15 protein-coding genes are annotated in these 16,823 nt (G+C 53.9%); 9 read left to right on the top strand and 6 right to left on the bottom strand.

The window, feature by feature from the left end:
• Nucleotides 1-37: 37 nt before the first annotated feature.
• The 3 genes from ychF to SH421x_RS19320 form a co-directional block, all read right to left on the bottom strand.
• Complete coding sequence (ychF, locus tag SH421x_RS19330; protein WP_488851575.1) at nucleotides 38-1,129, bottom strand: redox-regulated ATPase YchF; 1,092 nt, start codon at nucleotides 1,127-1,129, stop codon at nucleotides 38-40.
• A 199-nt stretch (nucleotides 1,130-1,328) separates the two neighbouring features.
• Nucleotides 1,329-2,006, bottom strand: a complete 678-nt coding sequence (locus SH421x_RS19325; protein WP_488851573.1) for a hypothetical protein — start codon at nucleotides 2,004-2,006, stop codon at nucleotides 1,329-1,331.
• A gap of 316 nt (nucleotides 2,007-2,322) precedes the next feature.
• On the bottom strand, nucleotides 2,323-3,543 hold the full coding sequence (locus tag SH421x_RS19320) for a hypothetical protein (protein ID WP_488851571.1): 1,221 nt from the start codon (nucleotides 3,541-3,543) through the stop codon (nucleotides 2,323-2,325).
• Between the two features lie 171 nt (nucleotides 3,544-3,714).
• Between SH421x_RS19320 and SH421x_RS19315 the strand changes: the two genes are divergently transcribed.
• Together SH421x_RS19315 and SH421x_RS19310 are read left to right on the top strand one after the other, a co-directional pair.
• Entirely contained in the window at nucleotides 3,715-4,119 is a 405-nt protein-coding gene (locus tag SH421x_RS19315; RefSeq protein WP_488851569.1) for a VOC family protein, read from the top strand.
• 26 nt (nucleotides 4,120-4,145) lie between these two features.
• Nucleotides 4,146-4,772 carry a hypothetical protein gene (locus SH421x_RS19310; RefSeq protein WP_488851567.1) on the top strand — a complete coding sequence of 209 codons (627 nt, stop codon included), beginning with the start codon at nucleotides 4,146-4,148 and terminating at the stop codon, nucleotides 4,770-4,772.
• Between the two features lie 246 nt (nucleotides 4,773-5,018).
• Here SH421x_RS19310 and SH421x_RS19305 read toward each other — a convergent pair whose 3' ends face one another.
• Nucleotides 5,019-6,536, bottom strand: a complete 1,518-nt coding sequence (locus tag SH421x_RS19305) for a sulfatase family protein (protein WP_488851566.1) — start codon at nucleotides 6,534-6,536, stop codon at nucleotides 5,019-5,021.
• Between the two features lie 549 nt (nucleotides 6,537-7,085).
• Here SH421x_RS19305 and SH421x_RS19300 point away from each other — a divergent pair.
• The 5 genes from SH421x_RS19300 to SH421x_RS19280 all read left to right on the top strand — a co-directional run bounded on the left by SH421x_RS19300 (nucleotide 7,086) and on the right by SH421x_RS19280 (nucleotide 11,897).
• Complete coding sequence (locus SH421x_RS19300; protein ID WP_488851564.1) at nucleotides 7,086-8,036, top strand: DUF1559 family PulG-like putative transporter; 951 nt, start codon at nucleotides 7,086-7,088, stop codon at nucleotides 8,034-8,036.
• 166 nt (nucleotides 8,037-8,202) lie between these two features.
• Nucleotides 8,203-8,634 (top strand): carboxypeptidase-like regulatory domain-containing protein, encoded by a 432-nt coding sequence (locus tag SH421x_RS19295; RefSeq protein ID WP_488851563.1) that lies wholly within the window; start codon nucleotides 8,203-8,205, stop codon nucleotides 8,632-8,634.
• A gap of 659 nt (nucleotides 8,635-9,293) precedes the next feature.
• Nucleotides 9,294-10,190, top strand: a complete 897-nt coding sequence (locus tag SH421x_RS19290) for a DUF1559 family PulG-like putative transporter (protein WP_488851561.1) — start codon at nucleotides 9,294-9,296, stop codon at nucleotides 10,188-10,190.
• A 199-nt stretch (nucleotides 10,191-10,389) separates the two neighbouring features.
• A complete protein-coding gene (locus SH421x_RS19285; RefSeq protein ID WP_488851559.1) occupies nucleotides 10,390-10,734 on the top strand; it encodes a hypothetical protein in 345 nt (114 codons plus the stop codon).
• A gap of 488 nt (nucleotides 10,735-11,222) precedes the next feature.
• Nucleotides 11,223-11,897: a hypothetical protein gene (locus tag SH421x_RS19280; RefSeq protein WP_488851557.1), complete on the top strand. Its 675-nt coding sequence runs from the start codon at nucleotides 11,223-11,225 to the stop codon at nucleotides 11,895-11,897.
• Between the two features lie 27 nt (nucleotides 11,898-11,924).
• Here SH421x_RS19280 and SH421x_RS19275 read toward each other — a convergent pair whose 3' ends face one another.
• Nucleotides 11,925-12,287, bottom strand: a complete 363-nt coding sequence (locus SH421x_RS19275) for a cupin domain-containing protein (RefSeq protein ID WP_488851555.1) — start codon at nucleotides 12,285-12,287, stop codon at nucleotides 11,925-11,927.
• Nucleotides 12,284-13,789: a malate dehydrogenase (quinone) gene (gene mqo, locus SH421x_RS19270; RefSeq protein ID WP_488851553.1), complete on the bottom strand. Its 1,506-nt coding sequence runs from the start codon at nucleotides 13,787-13,789 to the stop codon at nucleotides 12,284-12,286. Before mqo ends, SH421x_RS19275 begins: the two co-directional genes overlap by 4 nt.
• Nucleotides 13,790-14,062: 273 nt before the next feature.
• Between mqo and rsmG the strand changes: the two genes are divergently transcribed.
• A complete protein-coding gene (gene rsmG, locus SH421x_RS19265) occupies nucleotides 14,063-14,740 on the top strand; it encodes a 16S rRNA (guanine(527)-N(7))-methyltransferase RsmG (RefSeq protein ID WP_488851551.1) in 678 nt (225 codons plus the stop codon).
• Nucleotides 14,741-14,934: 194 nt separating this feature from the next.
• Complete coding sequence (locus SH421x_RS19260) at nucleotides 14,935-16,656, top strand: GspE/PulE family protein (protein WP_488851549.1); 1,722 nt, start codon at nucleotides 14,935-14,937, stop codon at nucleotides 16,654-16,656.
• The last annotated feature ends 167 nt before the right edge of the window (nucleotides 16,657-16,823 follow it).

The following is a 16,823-nucleotide window of genomic DNA, read 5'->3' as shown; positions in this document are numbered from 1 at the left end:
GGCCAGCTGAACCGCTACAGACGCAACACAAACGGCTCTAGACGTTAAACAGGAAGTGGCAAACGTCTCCGTCCTGCATCACGTAAGCTTTGCCTTCGACGCGCATCTTGCCGGCGTCGCGGATCGCTTTTTCGGAGTGCAGCTTTTCTAGATCTGCGACCGAGTAGGTTTCGGATCGAATGAAGCCTCGCTCAAAATCAGAGTGAATCACCCCAGCCGCCTGCGGCGCGGTAGCTCCGATCGGAATCGTCCAAGCGCGGACTTCTTTTTCTCCGGCAGTAAAATAGCTTTGCAGCCCGAGCAGCTTATAAGCCGAGCGCGCGAACGTGTGCAGCGCCGGTTCGAGCAAGCCGACACTCTCGAGCATTTCCAAGCGATCGGCGGGGTCCAGTTCGATCAGCTCTGCTTCAAGACGAGCGCAAACCGGCACGACTTCGCCATCTTCCTCGGCGGCGCGAGCGCGAACTTTCGCGACTAGATCCCCTTTGCCGGTCAAATTGTCTTCATCGACGTTGGCCAAGTAGAGTACTTTTTTGGCGGTGATTAGACCCAAGCTGCGAGCTCGTCGCGCTGTTTCGGGATCAGGAAACGACATCGAGCGGACCGGCTTGCCGGCCGAGAGCACCGCATAACATTGCTCTAGCAACTCGACGCGGGCCTTGGCTTCTTTGTCGCCAGAGCGAGCCGTCTTGGCGGCGCGATCTTTTGACGATTCGACTGTCTGTAGGTCGGCCAGCATCAACTCAGTATCGATCGTTTCGATATCTCGAATCGGATCGACTGAGCCTTCGACGTGGATGACATCCGGGTCAGCAAAACAGCGGACCACATGGACAATCGCGTCGACTTCGCGAATGTGCGAGAGAAACTTGTTCCCTAGACCTTCCCCCTCGGAGGCGCCGCGGACGATGCCGGCGATATCGACCAGTTGCAGAACGGCCGGAATCACCTTTTGCGTCTTGATGAACTTCTGAATCGTTTCCAGACGCCCATCCGGGACTGGTACGATCCCCACATTGGGCTCAATCGTGCAGAAAGGATAGTTCTCGCTGGCGATGCCTGCGGCGGTCAAAGCGTTAAATAGCGTCGATTTACCGACGTTGGGAAGACCGACGATTCCAGCTTCCATAGCAGACTGACTTCATTAGCAAGGGAAATGGTGTGTTCTGAGCCAAGCCGTAGATTCTACCCAAAAATGCCCCACCGGTAAGCAGTGCTGCCTGCTCAACCGATTCGGCTCTAGCAAACGAAAAAAGGGACAATCGTAGGAGATTGCCCCTTTTTCGATGGTTCCGGCTAAGGCGGCAGCTGGATAAGGCAACTTAAGGTTAGTAAGAGCCTCGCCCCAAATTTCGCGGGTTCCGCTGGCTGGCGCCGCTGCGCGTCGGCAGCGAAGTCGGATAAGTCGACGTTTCGTACGAAGGGGCGGCATTCATCGGTCGGCCCATGGTCCTGGTTGTAGTCCCTTCGTAAATGATCTGGCCTTCTTGCGGGCTCGCGTAGTGGGGCGTTGCGTGCGAAACGGCGCCGCTATGAGCATGACCGCAGCCGCAATCGGCGCCGCAGACTCCTCCACAGCTGCTTCCGCAACTGCAAGCATCGCCGCCGCAAGAGCCGCAACCGCAACCGCGATTGCCGTAGCGAACGCCGGTCAAACCAGGGCGACAGACGCGCCCCGGATTGGGACCGATCCAATTGCCGTGGCAATCGCAAGGATCGCACTTCGGGGGATCGGACCACCATTCGCCCCAGTAAACTTCGTCGCCGCAGCCAGAGCCGCAAGTCACTTTGCTGTGCAAGTAGCCAAAGATGACTTTTGGTGGAATGATCGGCAAGCATAACTTGAACGGCGAGCAGTGACCGTTGCAGCTTGGCCCACAAGTTGGACCACATGCGTCGCCACACGTGGCCGTTGGCATCGGACCATAAGACTGGCACGCCGCGAACTGGGCGGAACCTAACACCATCACCATACAGGTGATAGCAACAATTGCTGAAAGTCGCATCGGAGAAATTCCTCTTTGCTGACGGCGGGGGAACGGGCGCATAAGACCACGGCGTAAATTCCGTTACCCTCTCTATCGGCGTTACAGTCCCACCAATCGAGAAAATCCGTACAACCGGCAAAGTTTTCCAGTCGACCAGGCTAGCAGCCGCCCGCTTCTGATTTTCAGTCAACAGCGAGCCAAGAAATAGAAAAGGCCGTCGTGTGGGGCAGGAACACGACGGCCCTAAAAGAAAGGGCGAACCCCTTCTCTTGTAGTTGGTTAATAAGTGAAGTTATCGGCTGTCTGTTGCCTGCGGTTGATCGCATTTCACATTTTATGCAAGGTCAGCTTTGCGCGAAAACGGCCAGCGCCGTTTGTTCCATACATCCCGCATCTTCGTCATTGCTGACCAGTCGGCCGTTTGGCCTCCCAAGATCTGCGCTAGCGCTGCTTCTTGGCCGCGATAGCCCGGGGGGAACCGCAATACGATCTGTGATCCTTGCTTGGTAGATTGGACCGCCAGCGATGATAGCGTTCCCTTGGCGATTTGCAGATTTGTCAAGTCGACCAGAATGTCGACGCACGGACCGATCAAAAATCTTCGGTAGCGAAAGTGCCAACCGTTTTCCTTTTTGACCAACTTTCCCAGCGTAAACCAGGGAGTCCGCGGCAGGCTGACCACCGTAAATGCGGTAAGAGACTCTGTGTCTGGAGTTAGCGGATGCCGCCGCCAAGCGACCAGATCCCAGACAATCCGCGCGCTCAGGTTCAGCGCTTGAAGCGAACGGTTCATGGTCAATGCCGAGATGATCAAGATCGGCAGCGCAAACATCAATCCCAGCGCCGGATGGATCCAACACAACGCATACATCACGACGACAATTGCGATCCGCAGAAACCGTAGCGACGTATCAACCAGCGGAAAAGGAGAGAACAAGATGATGACTTCAACCAGATTGCCAAAGATCCAGATCGCGGCGTAAAAGCCAAGCATTACGACCATAGTGAAATATGTCAGCACCTGCTCGCTCAGAGTTGGATCAGTCCCCAGATCGGCCCCCACCAAATAGATGATCAGACGAAATCCGAATAAAAATCCGACGAAATGGAAGATCGCCCCCAAGATGTTGAGCGGCGTTTTTAAATAGCTGGCGAAAGTCAAAATCGTATCTTTGAACAGTACGATCAGACTGCAGATCCCGGTGAGGATCCAAAACCAGGGCTGGTAAAAGAAATAAAGCTCGTCGCGCCTCGTCGATTCGGTCATGAAGTAAATCGCCGGGCCGGTGACTGACAGCACCATCAGCGGCGAAAGTCCGGTCGCCGTCACGCCGACGACATTCTCCATACCGCTGGTCAGCAGTCCCGATCGGCGGCGGCCAAAGTATTGCGACAGCACATGCGTTGGCGACGTGTAAATCGGAGTGGCCTGGTGGTCAGAGCGGACTTCACCCGGCTGCTCAACCGGGACCAATTCTCCCTTCACCGGCTCGGCCGCTTCCGTCCAGGTTGCCGCGGTGGCGAATATCAGCAGCGCAAAGAGTGTTGTCCGCATGGTTTAGTGGTTCCAGTCGGGGGATAGAGCTGCTTGATTTACTTCTCTATTCGTCACGAGTTGGCAAATCTAACGGTTTGACCCTGTTATTCGCCCCAATCGCCTAGTTATACTATTTGTCCTGCCAATTATGCCGGATTTGACTCCCACCGATTTTACCCCTCCCGCCTTATGACGCCGCCTCCTTTGCCGATTCGTCGGCTGCAGCACATCGCCGTTTCGGCGGTCGATCCCGTCAAAAGCCGTGATTTTTATCGCGACGTGCTTGGTTTTCAGGAAGTCGAACGTCCTCCGTTTGATTTCCGCGGCGCCTGGCTGGTCGCGTATGGAATTCAAATGCATGTGATCGAGCGTCGCGCCGGTGAGAATGAAATCGGTGCGATCGATACGCGGGCCAATCATCTGGCGTTTGAAGTTGACGACGCGTCGACCATCGTCGAGATCCTCAACGCCCATGCGATCCCGTACCTGCAACGTGTAAACGCTGGCGGCATTCACCAAACCTTTTTTCACGATCCCGACGGTAACCCGATCGAGGTCGCTGTTTACCCTGCCGATCCCCCCTTTCTTACTTGAAAAACTTTCCCCTGGGAGACTCTGTTATGAACGTAACCCGAATCGTATTTCCACTTGTCATCGCTCTGATTTTGGTGACGGTCGCCGATCTCGAAGCGGGTATCTTTGGTCGTCGACGTGAGCGGATTAAAGCTGAAGTCTCGGCCCAACTGCGGTGGGAAATGACCAACCAGGTCGCCGCCGCCAAGGCCGAAACCGCCGCCCAACTGCAAGCCGAAACCACTGCCCAAATCCAAGCGGAAGCCGCCGAACTGAAGACGCAAGTTGATGCAGCGCTGACCGACCTGCGTGAGTCGGCGAAGTCGACATTGGCCGCCGAGGCCGAAAAGTTGAAGCAGGAAACGGCCGCTCAAATAGCCAAACTGCGAGCCGACGCCGAAGCGAAACTGGCCGCCGAAACCGACAAGCTGAAAAAGCAGATCGCTGCCGCCACCGATAAACTGTCAGCCGAAGTCAAAGCCGAAACGGCCAAGGTCGCCGAGGAAGTCGAAGCTTCGCTGTTGCCGAAACTGAAAACCGCCATGCTGGACGCAATCGCTGAACAGCTACCGAAACCGCCAACCGATGGCGATTCAGAAGACAAATCCAATAACGCCGCCGTCGTTACCCCGCCGGTTCGCACCGAAGAAGAACCTGCCGCTGAGACGAAATAGTTGCACCGCGTTTCGAGCTGATTTCAGCCGCGTTCACCAACCCTGAACGCGGCTTTTTTTATGCGCGAAGCCTTCAGTAAAACTAGGGTGAGTGGAGCAAGCCGCGAGCGTTGGCGCCAACTTCAATCAACCTGCTCGGCTGGTGGGTAGCACAAGTGAATCTAGGTTGGGCCGATTATCGTGGCTCAAACGCACTTGTTTCACGCACCCTACGCGACTTGGTGCGTTCAGAGGCGCCGTTGGGGACTAGCGAATTGATTGTTCCGGCAGTCCTGATTGGATCCCTTGATCTAGCGGCATCGTGTCTGGTTTTCCGTCGCCATGTTTGGCGATCAGTCGGTCAAGTTCTTGCCGCAGTTGCTTGACTGTTTGAGCGTAAGCGGGGTCATTGATCAGGTTTTTGTTTTCGCCGGGATCTGCTTTCAGGTCGTAGAGTTCGGCCATGTGTTTGTCGGGCGAGCCATCGCCGTGCGGGTACCGGATGTACTTGTACTGGTCGGTCCGCAAGGCGCGGACGTTAGGTGTGTAGGGAAACTGGTGTTCGTAGTTGTACTCATAGTAAAAGCTGTTTCGCCAACCGGTATCGTCTCCTTGCGCAAGTCGCTTCCAACTGTGGCCGTCGATGTTCGCTAACGGCTTGGCATCGCAGATGTTAAGAATTGACGGAGCGAAATCAAGCGTCGCCGTGATGTTGTCGATTACACGCGGCTGATCGGTCGGCGTGAGGCCGGGGTAACGAACGACCAGCGGAATCCGAATCGAAGGCTCATGTCCGGTTCGTTTATCGACCATGCCATGCTCACCTTCCAACAGGCCGTTGTCGGACGTGAAGATAATCAGCGTGTTGTCGAGTTCGCCGCGTTCTGCGAGCAAGTCATACAGCCGACCGACGCTGTCATCGACCGAAAGAATCGTGCCCCAATACGCACGCACCATCCGCGCGAAGTCCTTGACCGCCTCGGGACTATCGTCGGGAAATTGCTTGCGCCAGTCGAACAGCGGACCATAGATCCCGTGCCAAGTGTCAAGACGTTTTTTGAACCACTCTGGCTTGTCCTCGAGATCGAAGGCACTGGCAGGGTATTGGATGTCGACCTGGTCAAACGCGTGCTCGTACTTTTCTTCGGGCAGATAAAAACTGTGCGGCGCCTTGTGCCCCAGCATTAACAACCAAGGCTTGTCGCCGTTCTGCTTGCTGATCCAATCTTCGGCCATGTCGGTGACGGCGGTGGTGTAGTAGCCGTCGACAACCTTCCGCCCCTGACCATTGAAATTGAACTCGGTGTCAAAGTATTGGCCTTGCCCTTTGTGCGTCACAAAATAATCAAATCCGGGACGCGGGGCGTCGTTGTTTTCGCCCATGTGCCATTTGCCGATGTAGGCCGTTGCGTATCCTTCGTCATGCAGACGCATCGGAAAACTCACCAGGTCAGCCGGGTATTCTGTAAAGTTGTTGACCACCCCATGCGCGTGTGCATAGCGACCGCTGAGGATCGATGCGCGACTCGGCGAACAAAGCGAAGTCGTGCAGTAATGGTTTTTGAACAACAACCCTTCGTGGGCCAACCGATCAATATGGGTCGTCTTTAGATGTGGATGCCCCATGCAACTGAGCGCGTCATAGCGCTGGTCATCGGTCAAGATGAACAGCACGTTAGGACGCTTGTCAGCCTTGGCTGCTTTCGCGATTGGCGGGGAAGTATCTTGCGCCCCGGACCTAGTCACCAGAAGAGAGAGCAGGGCGAGTGTGAGGAGAGTTCTCATGTGAAGTGGGCCTGAGAATCTGGATGGAGCGAGTTAGTTGCTTGGAGGGAGTGCATGGGTATTTCCAGTTTACCTTGGGGGCGAACCGATTTTTATCCCAGCTAGTTTGCATGGTAGCGGGGTGTGGATTCGCCACGAATACTTTTGACTCCAATAATTGAGTCCCGTCTTTCGTGCGAAAAGGAGAGTAATCTGGAGTGAGTTTATGGAATTTGCAAATCGGGCGAATTACGCTCGATTTGCAATAATTCGGTTTGCGAGGCGATTTTATAACGTCGCCCTATTTTTGCCCTGGAACATTGGCTGATTTGATTAAGGGTAGATTAATTGCCTTATAAAATGGTTGTTCGCTGATTTATCGCTTTGTTTCCCCTCTCTGCTGACCCTAGATTCATGGAGGGGTTAAGTTTAATTACTGAATATTGTATTTTTTCGTTGTTCTGCTCTGAGGGAGCTGCTAAAAAAAGAATTGCAATTTGGGCACCCTGTCTTTGGTGCTCTTTTTTGCTCCTTGTTTGACCTCATCTTTTCTTCAAGGGAGCTACCCCCGTGCGCAAACAGAGATTCGCCTTTACGCTTGTTGAGTTGCTGGTGGTAATTGCAATCATAGGTGTCTTGATCGCGCTGCTGTTGCCTGCTGTGCAACAAGCGCGTGAAGCGGCTCGGCGGATGCAATGTAGTAATCAGTTGAAACAGCTGGGGTTGGCGCTTCACAATTACCACGACAGCTTAGGTACATTTCCGCCGGGGACAATCATTACTCAGACGAGTGATACCCAGGGAAATTGGTGTTGGGGATCGTTCTTGCTTCCGTTTCTAGAACAGGGCAATCTTCACGATTCACTGCATGTCGGCGCGACTACGTTGACGGCGGCGATCGCCGATACCAGTCGTCTTCCGATGATTCAAACGCGGTTGGATGCTTTTCGTTGCCCCTCGGATACCGGTCCTGACCTGAACGAAATTCATCTCATTTGTGATCAGCAGTTAGCGACATCCAACTATATCGCCAACAATGCGAGCCGATCGCTGCGGAGCAATCCAGGTCCTCCTTCTTCAACCGGGTCCATCTCGTCGGCCAACGGCGTATTCTTCGCCGATAAGGGCGTTCGGTTTGCGGGCATTGTTGACGGCGCCAGCAATACAATTGCCTTTGGTGAAAGAGCATGGGAGCTGAACGGCGCAATTATCGGCGCGGCCGTTGTCTTTGGAATGCGGGATGATGTGGAAGCGGTCAACGATAACAACCGGGGACTTATTCAAGGACATGGCTGCGGCTATGTGCCGATCAACAGTACGGTTTCGCCTTATTCGCAACCTTTGCATTATCGGCGTAATTTCAGCAGTCAGCACCCAGGTGGATTTCAAGCCGTGTTGTGTGACGGTTCTACGCACTTCATTAGCGAAACGGTGGATCATGATATCTCCACGGCGCAGTGCGACAGCACGTTCGAGCGACTCTTGTCTCGTGAGGATGGCGACGTCTTGGGCGAATACTAGTCGGATTTTTTCATCGCCCTCAGCATTTGCTTCGAGACGAAATTGCTGAGGGCGAAACGTATGAGGCCTCGCTTGCTGCCGAAACCAGCGCTGTTCCGAAAACGCGCTTCGCCGCCAGGTGAAACTCATTTCTTTTATGAAAGCTCTTCCAGGTAGCTCTCCGAATATGACTCACTTAATTTTCAATTCGCGCCAACCTCTGGTGATCGCATTGGCGATGATCCTTCTAGGCGTTTCGCTCTCATCGGGATGCTCGAATAAGGGAGTGTTGGGCGACGTTTCAGGCGTCGTTACGCTGGACGGAGTCCCACTTCCGCAGGCTATCATCTTCTTCAAGCCAGATGGAGAAGGTCCGACCGCATTTGGCCGGACCGATGACAACGGTTTCTACCAACTAAACTATGTTGGCAATCGTCACGGCACTCGCCCAGGCGCCAACACCGTACGCATCACCACGCGCCAAGAAACCGAAAACGACGCCGGAAGAACTGTGTGGACGCGCGAGCAGGTCCCTGCAAAGTACAACGAAGAGACGACCCTGCATGTAGATGTAATAGCCGGCAAGAGCACACTTGATTTTGACCTCATCTCCAAATGAGTCTTTTCGAGCAGATCCAGCGGCACCGTGTCTAGGATTCCGTTGCCGCGCCAAGTTTCGAGACGCGTTTAAACCACTCTGGTTTATCCTCTAGGCGCGAATGCGCCTTTTGCCTCAGCATCAGCAGCCAAGGCTTCTCATTGGATGGCGCCCCTTCAAGAATCTGGTTGCGGTGAGTTGGCTGTATCAAAGGATCGCATGGGCGATTCTCGTTGATGTTTCTACTGGCCTGAATTTTACCACTTGTGGATTGAATTCACGTCTCCGATCCTGGGCCCACTTTGTTCTCATGGAATCCGGCCGACTAGGCGTACGTCCATGCTTGACCCCAACGACTCTCCGTCCCATCCTCCGCAACAGGGTGTGAGCGTAACGCTGGTAACGTACTCAAAACAAATTTGGACGCGATAGCCAAGCGGTGACTCCAAACGAGAAAAATGCAAGTTCCAACAATTTTATGAAAAAGCTAAGTGACGAGGTACTAATCGTTCTCTGGACGCGCCATTGCATAAGGAAAGATCTTTTTCGGCGGCTTCTCTCCATGGTTAATCCAAATGGCAAGTGACGGCATGGTTTTTTTGTAGGCCGCGAAATCTGATTCTTGCCTACTTATCTAAGGCATCTGCATCTCTTCCCTTGTCTAATTCGGAGTCTCATGAATGTCGCATAGAACGTCTCGAAAACGCTTTGCGTTTACCCTGGTTGAACTGCTGGTGGTGATCGCGATTATCGGCGTGCTGATTGCATTACTTCTGCCGGCAGTTCAGCAGGCGCGCGAGGCGGCTCGTCGATCGCAATGCAACAACAATCTGAAGCAGTGGAACTTGGCCTTTCACAACCATTCGGACGTCTTCAAGCACTTTCCGATCGGCACGCAAAACGGGACTTTTGGACCTCGTCGTACTTGGCTAGTGACGGCTTGGCCCTTTGTCGAGCAATTGGCGCTATTTGACCAGTATGATTTGACAAAGCATTTCTATGAAGTCCCACACGTTGTTCAGTCGGCCGAGACCGGCTTATGTGCGAATCGCGTCGATATCTATTTTTGTCCCAGCGATGGCGGTTCCCAAGTTTGGAAAGGGGACGTCTATTGGCGCTCGCGAGGCAACTATGTTGTTGGGTTTGGTAACAATGCCGCGGCCGACGCGTCGCTTCGCTCGGCTCCGTTTAAAAACAACGCGAAGGTAGACTTCCGGGATATCACTGACGGAACGTCAAACACGATGATGATTTCGGAGATTCTTAAAGCGGCCGAAGACACGAATAACGATGAACGTGGAGACGTTTTTAACGACGACATCACGGGGGCATGGTTTTCGACCCACTCGACCCCTAACTCCGGCGTTGACTCGCTGCGTGTTTGCGTCAACACGCTTCCCAATCCTCCATGTGATACCGGCGCAACAAAAAAGAATTCTGCGCGTAGCAAGCATCCAGGCGGCGTGAACGTGGGATTTGGTGACGGATCGGTGCGGTTCATTGCAGAAACCATCGACCTTACTACTTACAACGCACTGGGGACCACCCAGGGGGGCGAAATCGCGACGTTGCCCTAGTTCTCGACAAAAAACAGGACAACCGCGGCCGCCCACTTCCGGACTTCTCCTTGGGGTTTCCGCGCTCCGGACGAGACTGCCCGATTCGAGTATTGGAAATAACAAAAGGATAATTTTCATGGCTTGCTCTGCTTCACGCTGCGCTCACTTTCTCTCCCTGGCCTCTCCGCTGTTGCTCCTCTTGTCGATGGGGTGTGGGGTGGATGATTCGAATGCAAGACTCACCGGCGCTGTGACTCTTGACAATCAGCCGCTCAAGAATGGCTCGATTACCTTCTTGCCGATCGATGGAAAGTCGGCTACCGCTGGCACAACCATTGAAAATGGCGAGTTCTCTCTTGTCATCCCGCCCGGAAAAAAGAAGGTCGAAATTGTCGGAACCAAGGTCGTTGGACAAAGACGCGCCTATGAAGGAGATCCAAATAGCCCTCTGGTTGATGTCACGGAAGATATCGTCCCCTCACGATACAACGTGAAATCGGATCTTGTGGTCGAGATTAGTTCTGGAGCAAGTCGTGAAACCTTTGAACTGAAATCTAAATAGGCGGCGAGGGCCGAGGCTTTTCGGCTTTCCCCAATTTGCTTGGCATGACGTCTGATCCGGCAAGCAACAAATCTACGTTGCCGATCCAAGCACCGCCTACAACCGTCGCCACAGCGGATCGTCTGCCAAACGTCGCACAACACGGTTATCGCAGAGTGGTGCGTCTTTTCTCGAAGCGGGCGCCTTGCAGGATCTAGTCAGGGCGCCCCAGCTCAAAAGAAGCATGGCGCCGGTAGAAATTTTGGGCATCGTAAAAAAATTGAGAAAAGTATGTCGCCTTCGGAGGCTGCGTTACGCAATGCTTGCAGAGAACTTGGCCGTAGGCATATCTCCGAGGCTCAATACAGCAGTCGCTGAATTGAATTTCGCGGCATTGTGTTGACAGCATTCAACCTCACCGGAAAGGCAGTTTTATGCGGACTATATATTGGGGGACGATCAGTGGGGTTCAGTTGGCGGTTTCCGCCAGTTTCTGGCGGAAGCTTGCTATGTCGTTCCTGTTGTTGATGCTTCTTCCAATTACGTTGCAGGCCGGCGAAGGGAATTTAGCCCTGGACGCCGCGATTGATGCGTTCCAGGAAAAACAGAACCAGGCGCGTGAAACGCTGCTCGAAGAATTTGACAAGGTTCAAGCAAAGATACTCAAGACCCGGGCGATACCGCCTGAGACTGCGACAAAGTTGCTGAAGCAATTGGATCAGGAGAAAAAAGTTTTTGCTGAGAATTCTACGATCTTGCCTACTGCCAACGGACTTTCCGCAGCGCTGTCACGCTACAAACGCATTGTTGGGCCTGCTTATGAGCATTGTTTGAAGTCGTTCGACGAGGTTGCCGAGCAATATCGCCAACAAGGTCTGATCGCAGAGTTAGAAGCAGTGGTGCAGGCAAAAGCCGATTTTCGATCGCAGACCGAGGTCTTCGATTTCAGCGGCGTCTGGACAACGTATCACAGCAATGGCTGGCACGGCAGACGCACAATTCACGGCGTCACCGGCACAGAGCAGAATGGTAAACTGATAACCTGGACCCGCAGGGGAAGCGAGATTGTCGTCTATTTTCCCAATAACGGAGTCGAAACATTGGCAATCGACCTCGACAACACTGATCTGCTAAAAGGCAAGACCGGCCGCGGGCTGCGTTCTGAATGGCGTCGCGCGAAGTAGTGAACAAAGCAACCGAGCCGCTGCGTTTTACCCCTTGTCCGGGACAAAACAAATCTCCGCATCTGGTCCAAACACCACATACAATCGACGCCACGGCTGATCGTCGATCAAGCGCCAACTGTGGCCGGTGCCGGTGGTGTCCATCGCGATCAGAATATCGCCGGGACTCAGCGTAAACGTTTCGCCGTTTTGCATCGTAAACTCAAGCGTCCCGGACAGTGTGATCACGTATTGCGTGGTCGGCGCGTTGTGCCACTCCAGCGTTGCGTGGGGCGGCGTCTCTTTGAACATCACTGATTGAGCGTCGGTGACTTGGTTCTCAGCGATGCTGCCGCGAGTTACGTGCGAGTGCCCATCGGGACCCGTGTACAGATAGTAGGCGGGGATCATGCGTTCACGTTTTGAAGTTGAAGAACAGCAGCGGTGTCAGCGCGTACTTTGCGGCAGAGCTGGGCATCGTCAATCAGCGAATATCCGTACGACGGAATCATCGCTTGCACGCGATCGAGCCAGTCGCCTGGCTTTAGCCGGTCGGCAAAGCATTTCTCTAGCACGTGCAGCATGATCGAGACAGCGGTCGATGCGCCCGGCGAAGCGCCCAACAGTGCGACCAAAGAGTGATCGGCCGACGCGACTAGTTCGGTCCCAAATTGAAGAATGCCGCCGTGGATGGGGTCTTTTTTGATGATCTGCACCCGCTGGCCGGCGACTTCTAATTTCCAATCAGCGTGCACGGCGTTGGGCAAATACTCGCGCAAGAGTGCGAAACGCTTTTCTTCAGACTCGATCACCTGGCCAATCAGGTATTCGGTAAGTGCAAGGTTGTCTCGACCGACGGCCAGCATCGGCAGCAGATTCTCTGGATCGATCGAACCAAAGAGATCGAAGAACGAACCATGCTTGAGGAACTTGGTCGAAAAGCCGGCGTAAGGACCAAACAGCAAAGAAGTCTTCCCATCGATATGACGTTGGTCGAGATGCGGCACCGACATCGGCGGAGAACCGGTTAACGCTTTGCCATACACTTTGGCGTGATGCCGTTCGGCCAGCTTTGCATTGTCGCTGCGGAGCCAGATTCCACTGACCGGAAAGCCACCGTAGCCGTGTGCTTCAGGAATGCCTGACTTTTGCAGCAGATGCAGCGATCCGCCGCCCGCACCGATAAAGACAAATTTGGCCTGCACGTCTCGATGGGCGCCAGACTTTTGATCGCGGATATGTAGGCTCCATAATTTACCGACCCGGCGTAAGCCCAGCACCTGCTGAGAAAAATGAATCGTATTCTCTGCGGGGCGACTAACGGGGCCGAGCAATGTCTTGGTCAGTGCGCCATAGTCAACGTCGGTTCCGGTGATCATCCGCGTCGCAGCGACGATCTCGTTGGGATCGCGACCTTCCATGACCAGCGGCATCCAGCTTTCAATCTGTTGCCGGTCTGTCGAGAATTCCATGCCGTGATAACAGTGATGCGCCGAGAGTGCTTCAAAACGCTTCTGCAAAAACGTCGCATTCGCAGCGCCGCGCACAAAACTGCAATGCGGTACCGAGTGGATAAAAGATCCGGGGTCTTTGATCGCTCCCTGCTTGACCAAGTAGGACCAGAACTGACGAGATAAATCGAACTGCGTATTGACCATCAGCGCTTTGGAGATGTCGATCCCGCCGTCGCTGGTAACCGGCGTGTAGTTTAATTCGCACAGCGCCGCATGGCCGGTCCCGGCATTGTTCCAAGCGTTGGAACTTTCTTCAGCAGCGCTCTCAAGCCGCTCGAAAATCTCGATGTTCAGGTCAGGCTGCAATTCTGTCAGCAGCGCCGCCAAAGTCGCACTCATAATGCCTGCGCCGATTAGCACAACGTCCAGCGGAGCAGCGTCTGGGGAGGATGATTTCATGAGATTTCGATTCAGACGAAAACCAGGTGGCTAAATGAGGAACGGACAATTATTGGGTGGAGGGAAACCGCCAGTCTTTACGTGACCGAGCAGAGGGCGATTTTTCCCTGGTCCGATTGGGCAATATGCCTGTGAATAGTGCGGAGGATCCTCCTAAAAGGAACGTTCGACGGCAAATACGGTCTCTCACAGGGCTCTCCCCCTCTTGTCGCAACGAGCCGCAGGACCGAATCTAGTAGCTTGGTTTTGGTTGGTCACACGAAGAGAAACGCTTTGAACGAAGTTCCCCCACCGCCTGCTCCTAAGTTCGCCACTCTGCAAGAGGCGCTGATTGCGCACGGTGCGCCGCTTGACGAGAAGATCGTCGACGCGCTCGACAAATATGCACAGATTGTGTGGGAAATGAATCAAAGTCTCAATCTCACGCGTCACACCGACTACGACAAATTTGTCGCGCGGGATGTGCTAGATAGTCTCGCTTTGGCCGGACAGCTAAAGCCGGGGGATGAGATCTTGGATCTCGGTTCCGGCGGCGGTGTCCCCGGCGTCATCATCGCCATTTTACGTCCAGACGTGCAGGTTTCTTTATGCGATTCGGTGACGAAAAAAGCGAAAGCACTTGAAGAGATCGTCCATCGCACTGGGCTGTCGATTCCGGTTTATCATGCGCGCGCCGAAGATTTGCTCGAAGATTTTCGCTATCACGCAATAGTTTGTCGCGCGGTTGCCCCCCTAAAGAAATTGTTGACCTGGCTGGCCCCCCATTGGGCCTCATTTGATCAGCTTTTGGCTATCAAGGGGGGTAAATGGGTGGAAGAACGGAACGAGGCGCGTCATTTTGGGTTGTTAAGCGACCTTCAGCTTCGAAAAGAGGTCGAATATCTGACCCCCGGCAACGACCATCCGAGTGTGGTTTTGAAGATTTGGCCGGCTGGACGGAAAGAACCGTAAATTTCGGCCCGACTTCGACTTACCAATCGGTTGACGCGGCTACTGTTTCCGAAGCATGATACATGATGAGGGAACTCGTCGTTTTATGGTGCGCGGTGTGTAAATCTATTCTTACGCCGTCGCATTCCTTATATTCTGACTTTTCGTAAACAACTGCGCTCGCAGCGATTTATCGCGTTCGGGAGGATTGCGCCTTGGCCGGAACACTCGGAGATTTTTCGGAAAACCTGATTCGTCGTGGCATCGTCGGCCCTGATCAGCTTGCCGAAGCAGAGCAGCTAGCCGACAAGAAAAAAATTCAGGTCCACGACGCACTGGTTCAGCTCGGCTATGCATCGGGAAGCGACGTGATGCAGGCCCTTGCGCTGGAGCATGGGCTGGAATACGTCGACTTAGAAACGGTGCTGATTAACCCCTCGGCCGTCGAGCTCGTACCGGAATCGGTTGCCCGCGAAAACGTCATTATGCCGATGTCGGAAGAAGATGGAGCGCTGCGCGTGATCTGCAGCAATCCGTTTGATCTCGAAGCGTTCGACAAGCTGCGGTTCATCTTGAATCGCAAGGTCGAGATTGCGCTCGCTCCTCGCGAGAACATCCTGGAGTCGATCAATCGTTATTATGGCCAACAAGAGGGGGAGTCGGCCGATACGATGCTGCAGGAGTTTACGGATACGGCGATCGACTTTACCGACACGATGCAGGAAGACACCCAGACCTACTCCGAGATCTCGGCTGTCGATGACAACAGCGCTCCGGTGGTTCGCCTGGTGCAATTGATGATTAACGAGGCGGTCCAGCTTCGAGCGTCGGACATTCACGTCGAGCCGTTTGAAGACCGGGTGCGGATCAGATACCGCATCGATGGGGTCTTGGTCGAGCGGGATAGCCCCCCCCGGCGGATGTTAGGAGCCTTGATTTCTCGCATCAAGATTCTCGCCGGAATTGACATCGCCGAACGCCGGCGTTGTCAGGATGGTCGCATCAAGGCCGATGTTGGTACCAAAGAGATCGACTTGCGTGTCAATGTGATACCGACCAATCATGGTCAGTCGATTGTGATGCGTATTTTGGATAAAGACAGCATCAAGGTGGGTGTTCGCCAACTTGGCTTGTCGGAAGGTGCGTTCCAGAAGTTTCAGAGTCTCATCAAGCGTCCCAACGGCATCATTCTGGTGACCGGACCGACCGGTTCCGGAAAAACGACCACGCTATATGCCGCGTTGAACGAACTGAACCGACCTGACACCAAGATCATTACCGCCGAAGATCCCGTCGAATACTATCTGCCGGGGATCAATCAGGTCCAAGTGCGTCACAGCATTGGGCTCGATTTTGCGCGGATTATTCGAGCGATGTTGCGTCAGGCCCCCAATATCATCCTTGTGGGGGAAATGCGAGATCGCGAGACGGCTTCGATGGGAATTCAAGCTTCTTTAACAGGACACTTGGTTTTCAGTACGCTACATACGAACGATGCGCCCGGTTCCATTACACGCTTGGTAGACATGGGGGTTCCCCCCTATCTTGTCGCGAGTACAATCATTGCAGTGCTAGCGCAGCGTTTGGTGCGGATTGTCTGCGACAAATGCAAGCAGCCGTTCACCCCGAGTGACGCCGTTTTGGAGCAAGCTGGCATCACAGCCGAGCAAGCTGCTGGGGCCACATTTATGAAGGGGCGCGGTTGCGGTAATTGCCAGCGAAGTGGTTACAAGGGACGTCGCGGTATCTTTGAATTGATGCCGATGTCCACAAAAATACGAGAGCTAGCATTTGAAGGGGCATCGACCCAAGAGATTCGTCGGGCGGCCGTGGGACTAGGAATGGCGACGTTATATGACGACGGCATCCTCAAAGCCATGAAAGGGTTGACCACTCTTGAGGAGGTGTTCCGCGTCGCCAAGCAAGTCGAAAAGTAGATCGGCCTTATCGATCAACTTTTCGCAACCGTAATTTATTGCGTCGTAGGGCAGGTCAGACCGTTTTTGCGAAATGCGCCATGAAATTGGCGATTTACTTGAGCAAATGGGCCGCGACGTAACAATGACAGTGATCTGCCAGCTTTCCTAATACTTATCAAATATCC

Source organism: Blastopirellula sp. SH421, from assembly GCF_057808535.1.
Note: the sequence above shows the minus strand (reverse complement) of the source record. Positions and strands in the feature narration are given on the sequence as shown.

What these genes read in the sequence shown, in the direction of transcription:
- ychF (WP_488851575.1), bottom strand. Translation starts at nt 1,129, where the DNA reads ATGGAAGCTGGAATCGTCGGTCTTCCCAACGTCGGTAAATCGACGCTA.
- SH421x_RS19325 (WP_488851573.1), bottom strand. Translation starts at nt 2,006, where the DNA reads ATGCGACTTTCAGCAATTGTTGCTATCACCTGTATGGTGATGGTGTTA.
- SH421x_RS19320 (WP_488851571.1), bottom strand. Translation starts at nt 3,543, where the DNA reads ATGCGGACAACACTCTTTGCGCTGCTGATATTCGCCACCGCGGCAACC.
- SH421x_RS19315 (WP_488851569.1), top strand. Translation starts at nt 3,715, where the DNA reads ATGACGCCGCCTCCTTTGCCGATTCGTCGGCTGCAGCACATCGCCGTT.
- SH421x_RS19310 (WP_488851567.1), top strand. Translation starts at nt 4,146, where the DNA reads ATGAACGTAACCCGAATCGTATTTCCACTTGTCATCGCTCTGATTTTG.
- SH421x_RS19305 (WP_488851566.1), bottom strand. Translation starts at nt 6,536, where the DNA reads ATGAGAACTCTCCTCACACTCGCCCTGCTCTCTCTTCTGGTGACTAGG.
- SH421x_RS19295 (WP_488851563.1), top strand. Translation starts at nt 8,203, where the DNA reads ATGACTCACTTAATTTTCAATTCGCGCCAACCTCTGGTGATCGCATTG.
- SH421x_RS19290 (WP_488851561.1), top strand. Translation starts at nt 9,294, where the DNA reads ATGTCGCATAGAACGTCTCGAAAACGCTTTGCGTTTACCCTGGTTGAA.
- SH421x_RS19280 (WP_488851557.1), top strand. Translation starts at nt 11,223, where the DNA reads ATGTCGTTCCTGTTGTTGATGCTTCTTCCAATTACGTTGCAGGCCGGC.
- SH421x_RS19275 (WP_488851555.1), bottom strand. Translation starts at nt 12,287, where the DNA reads ATGATCCCCGCCTACTATCTGTACACGGGTCCCGATGGGCACTCGCAC.
- mqo (WP_488851553.1), bottom strand. Translation starts at nt 13,789, where the DNA reads ATGAAATCATCCTCCCCAGACGCTGCTCCGCTGGACGTTGTGCTAATC.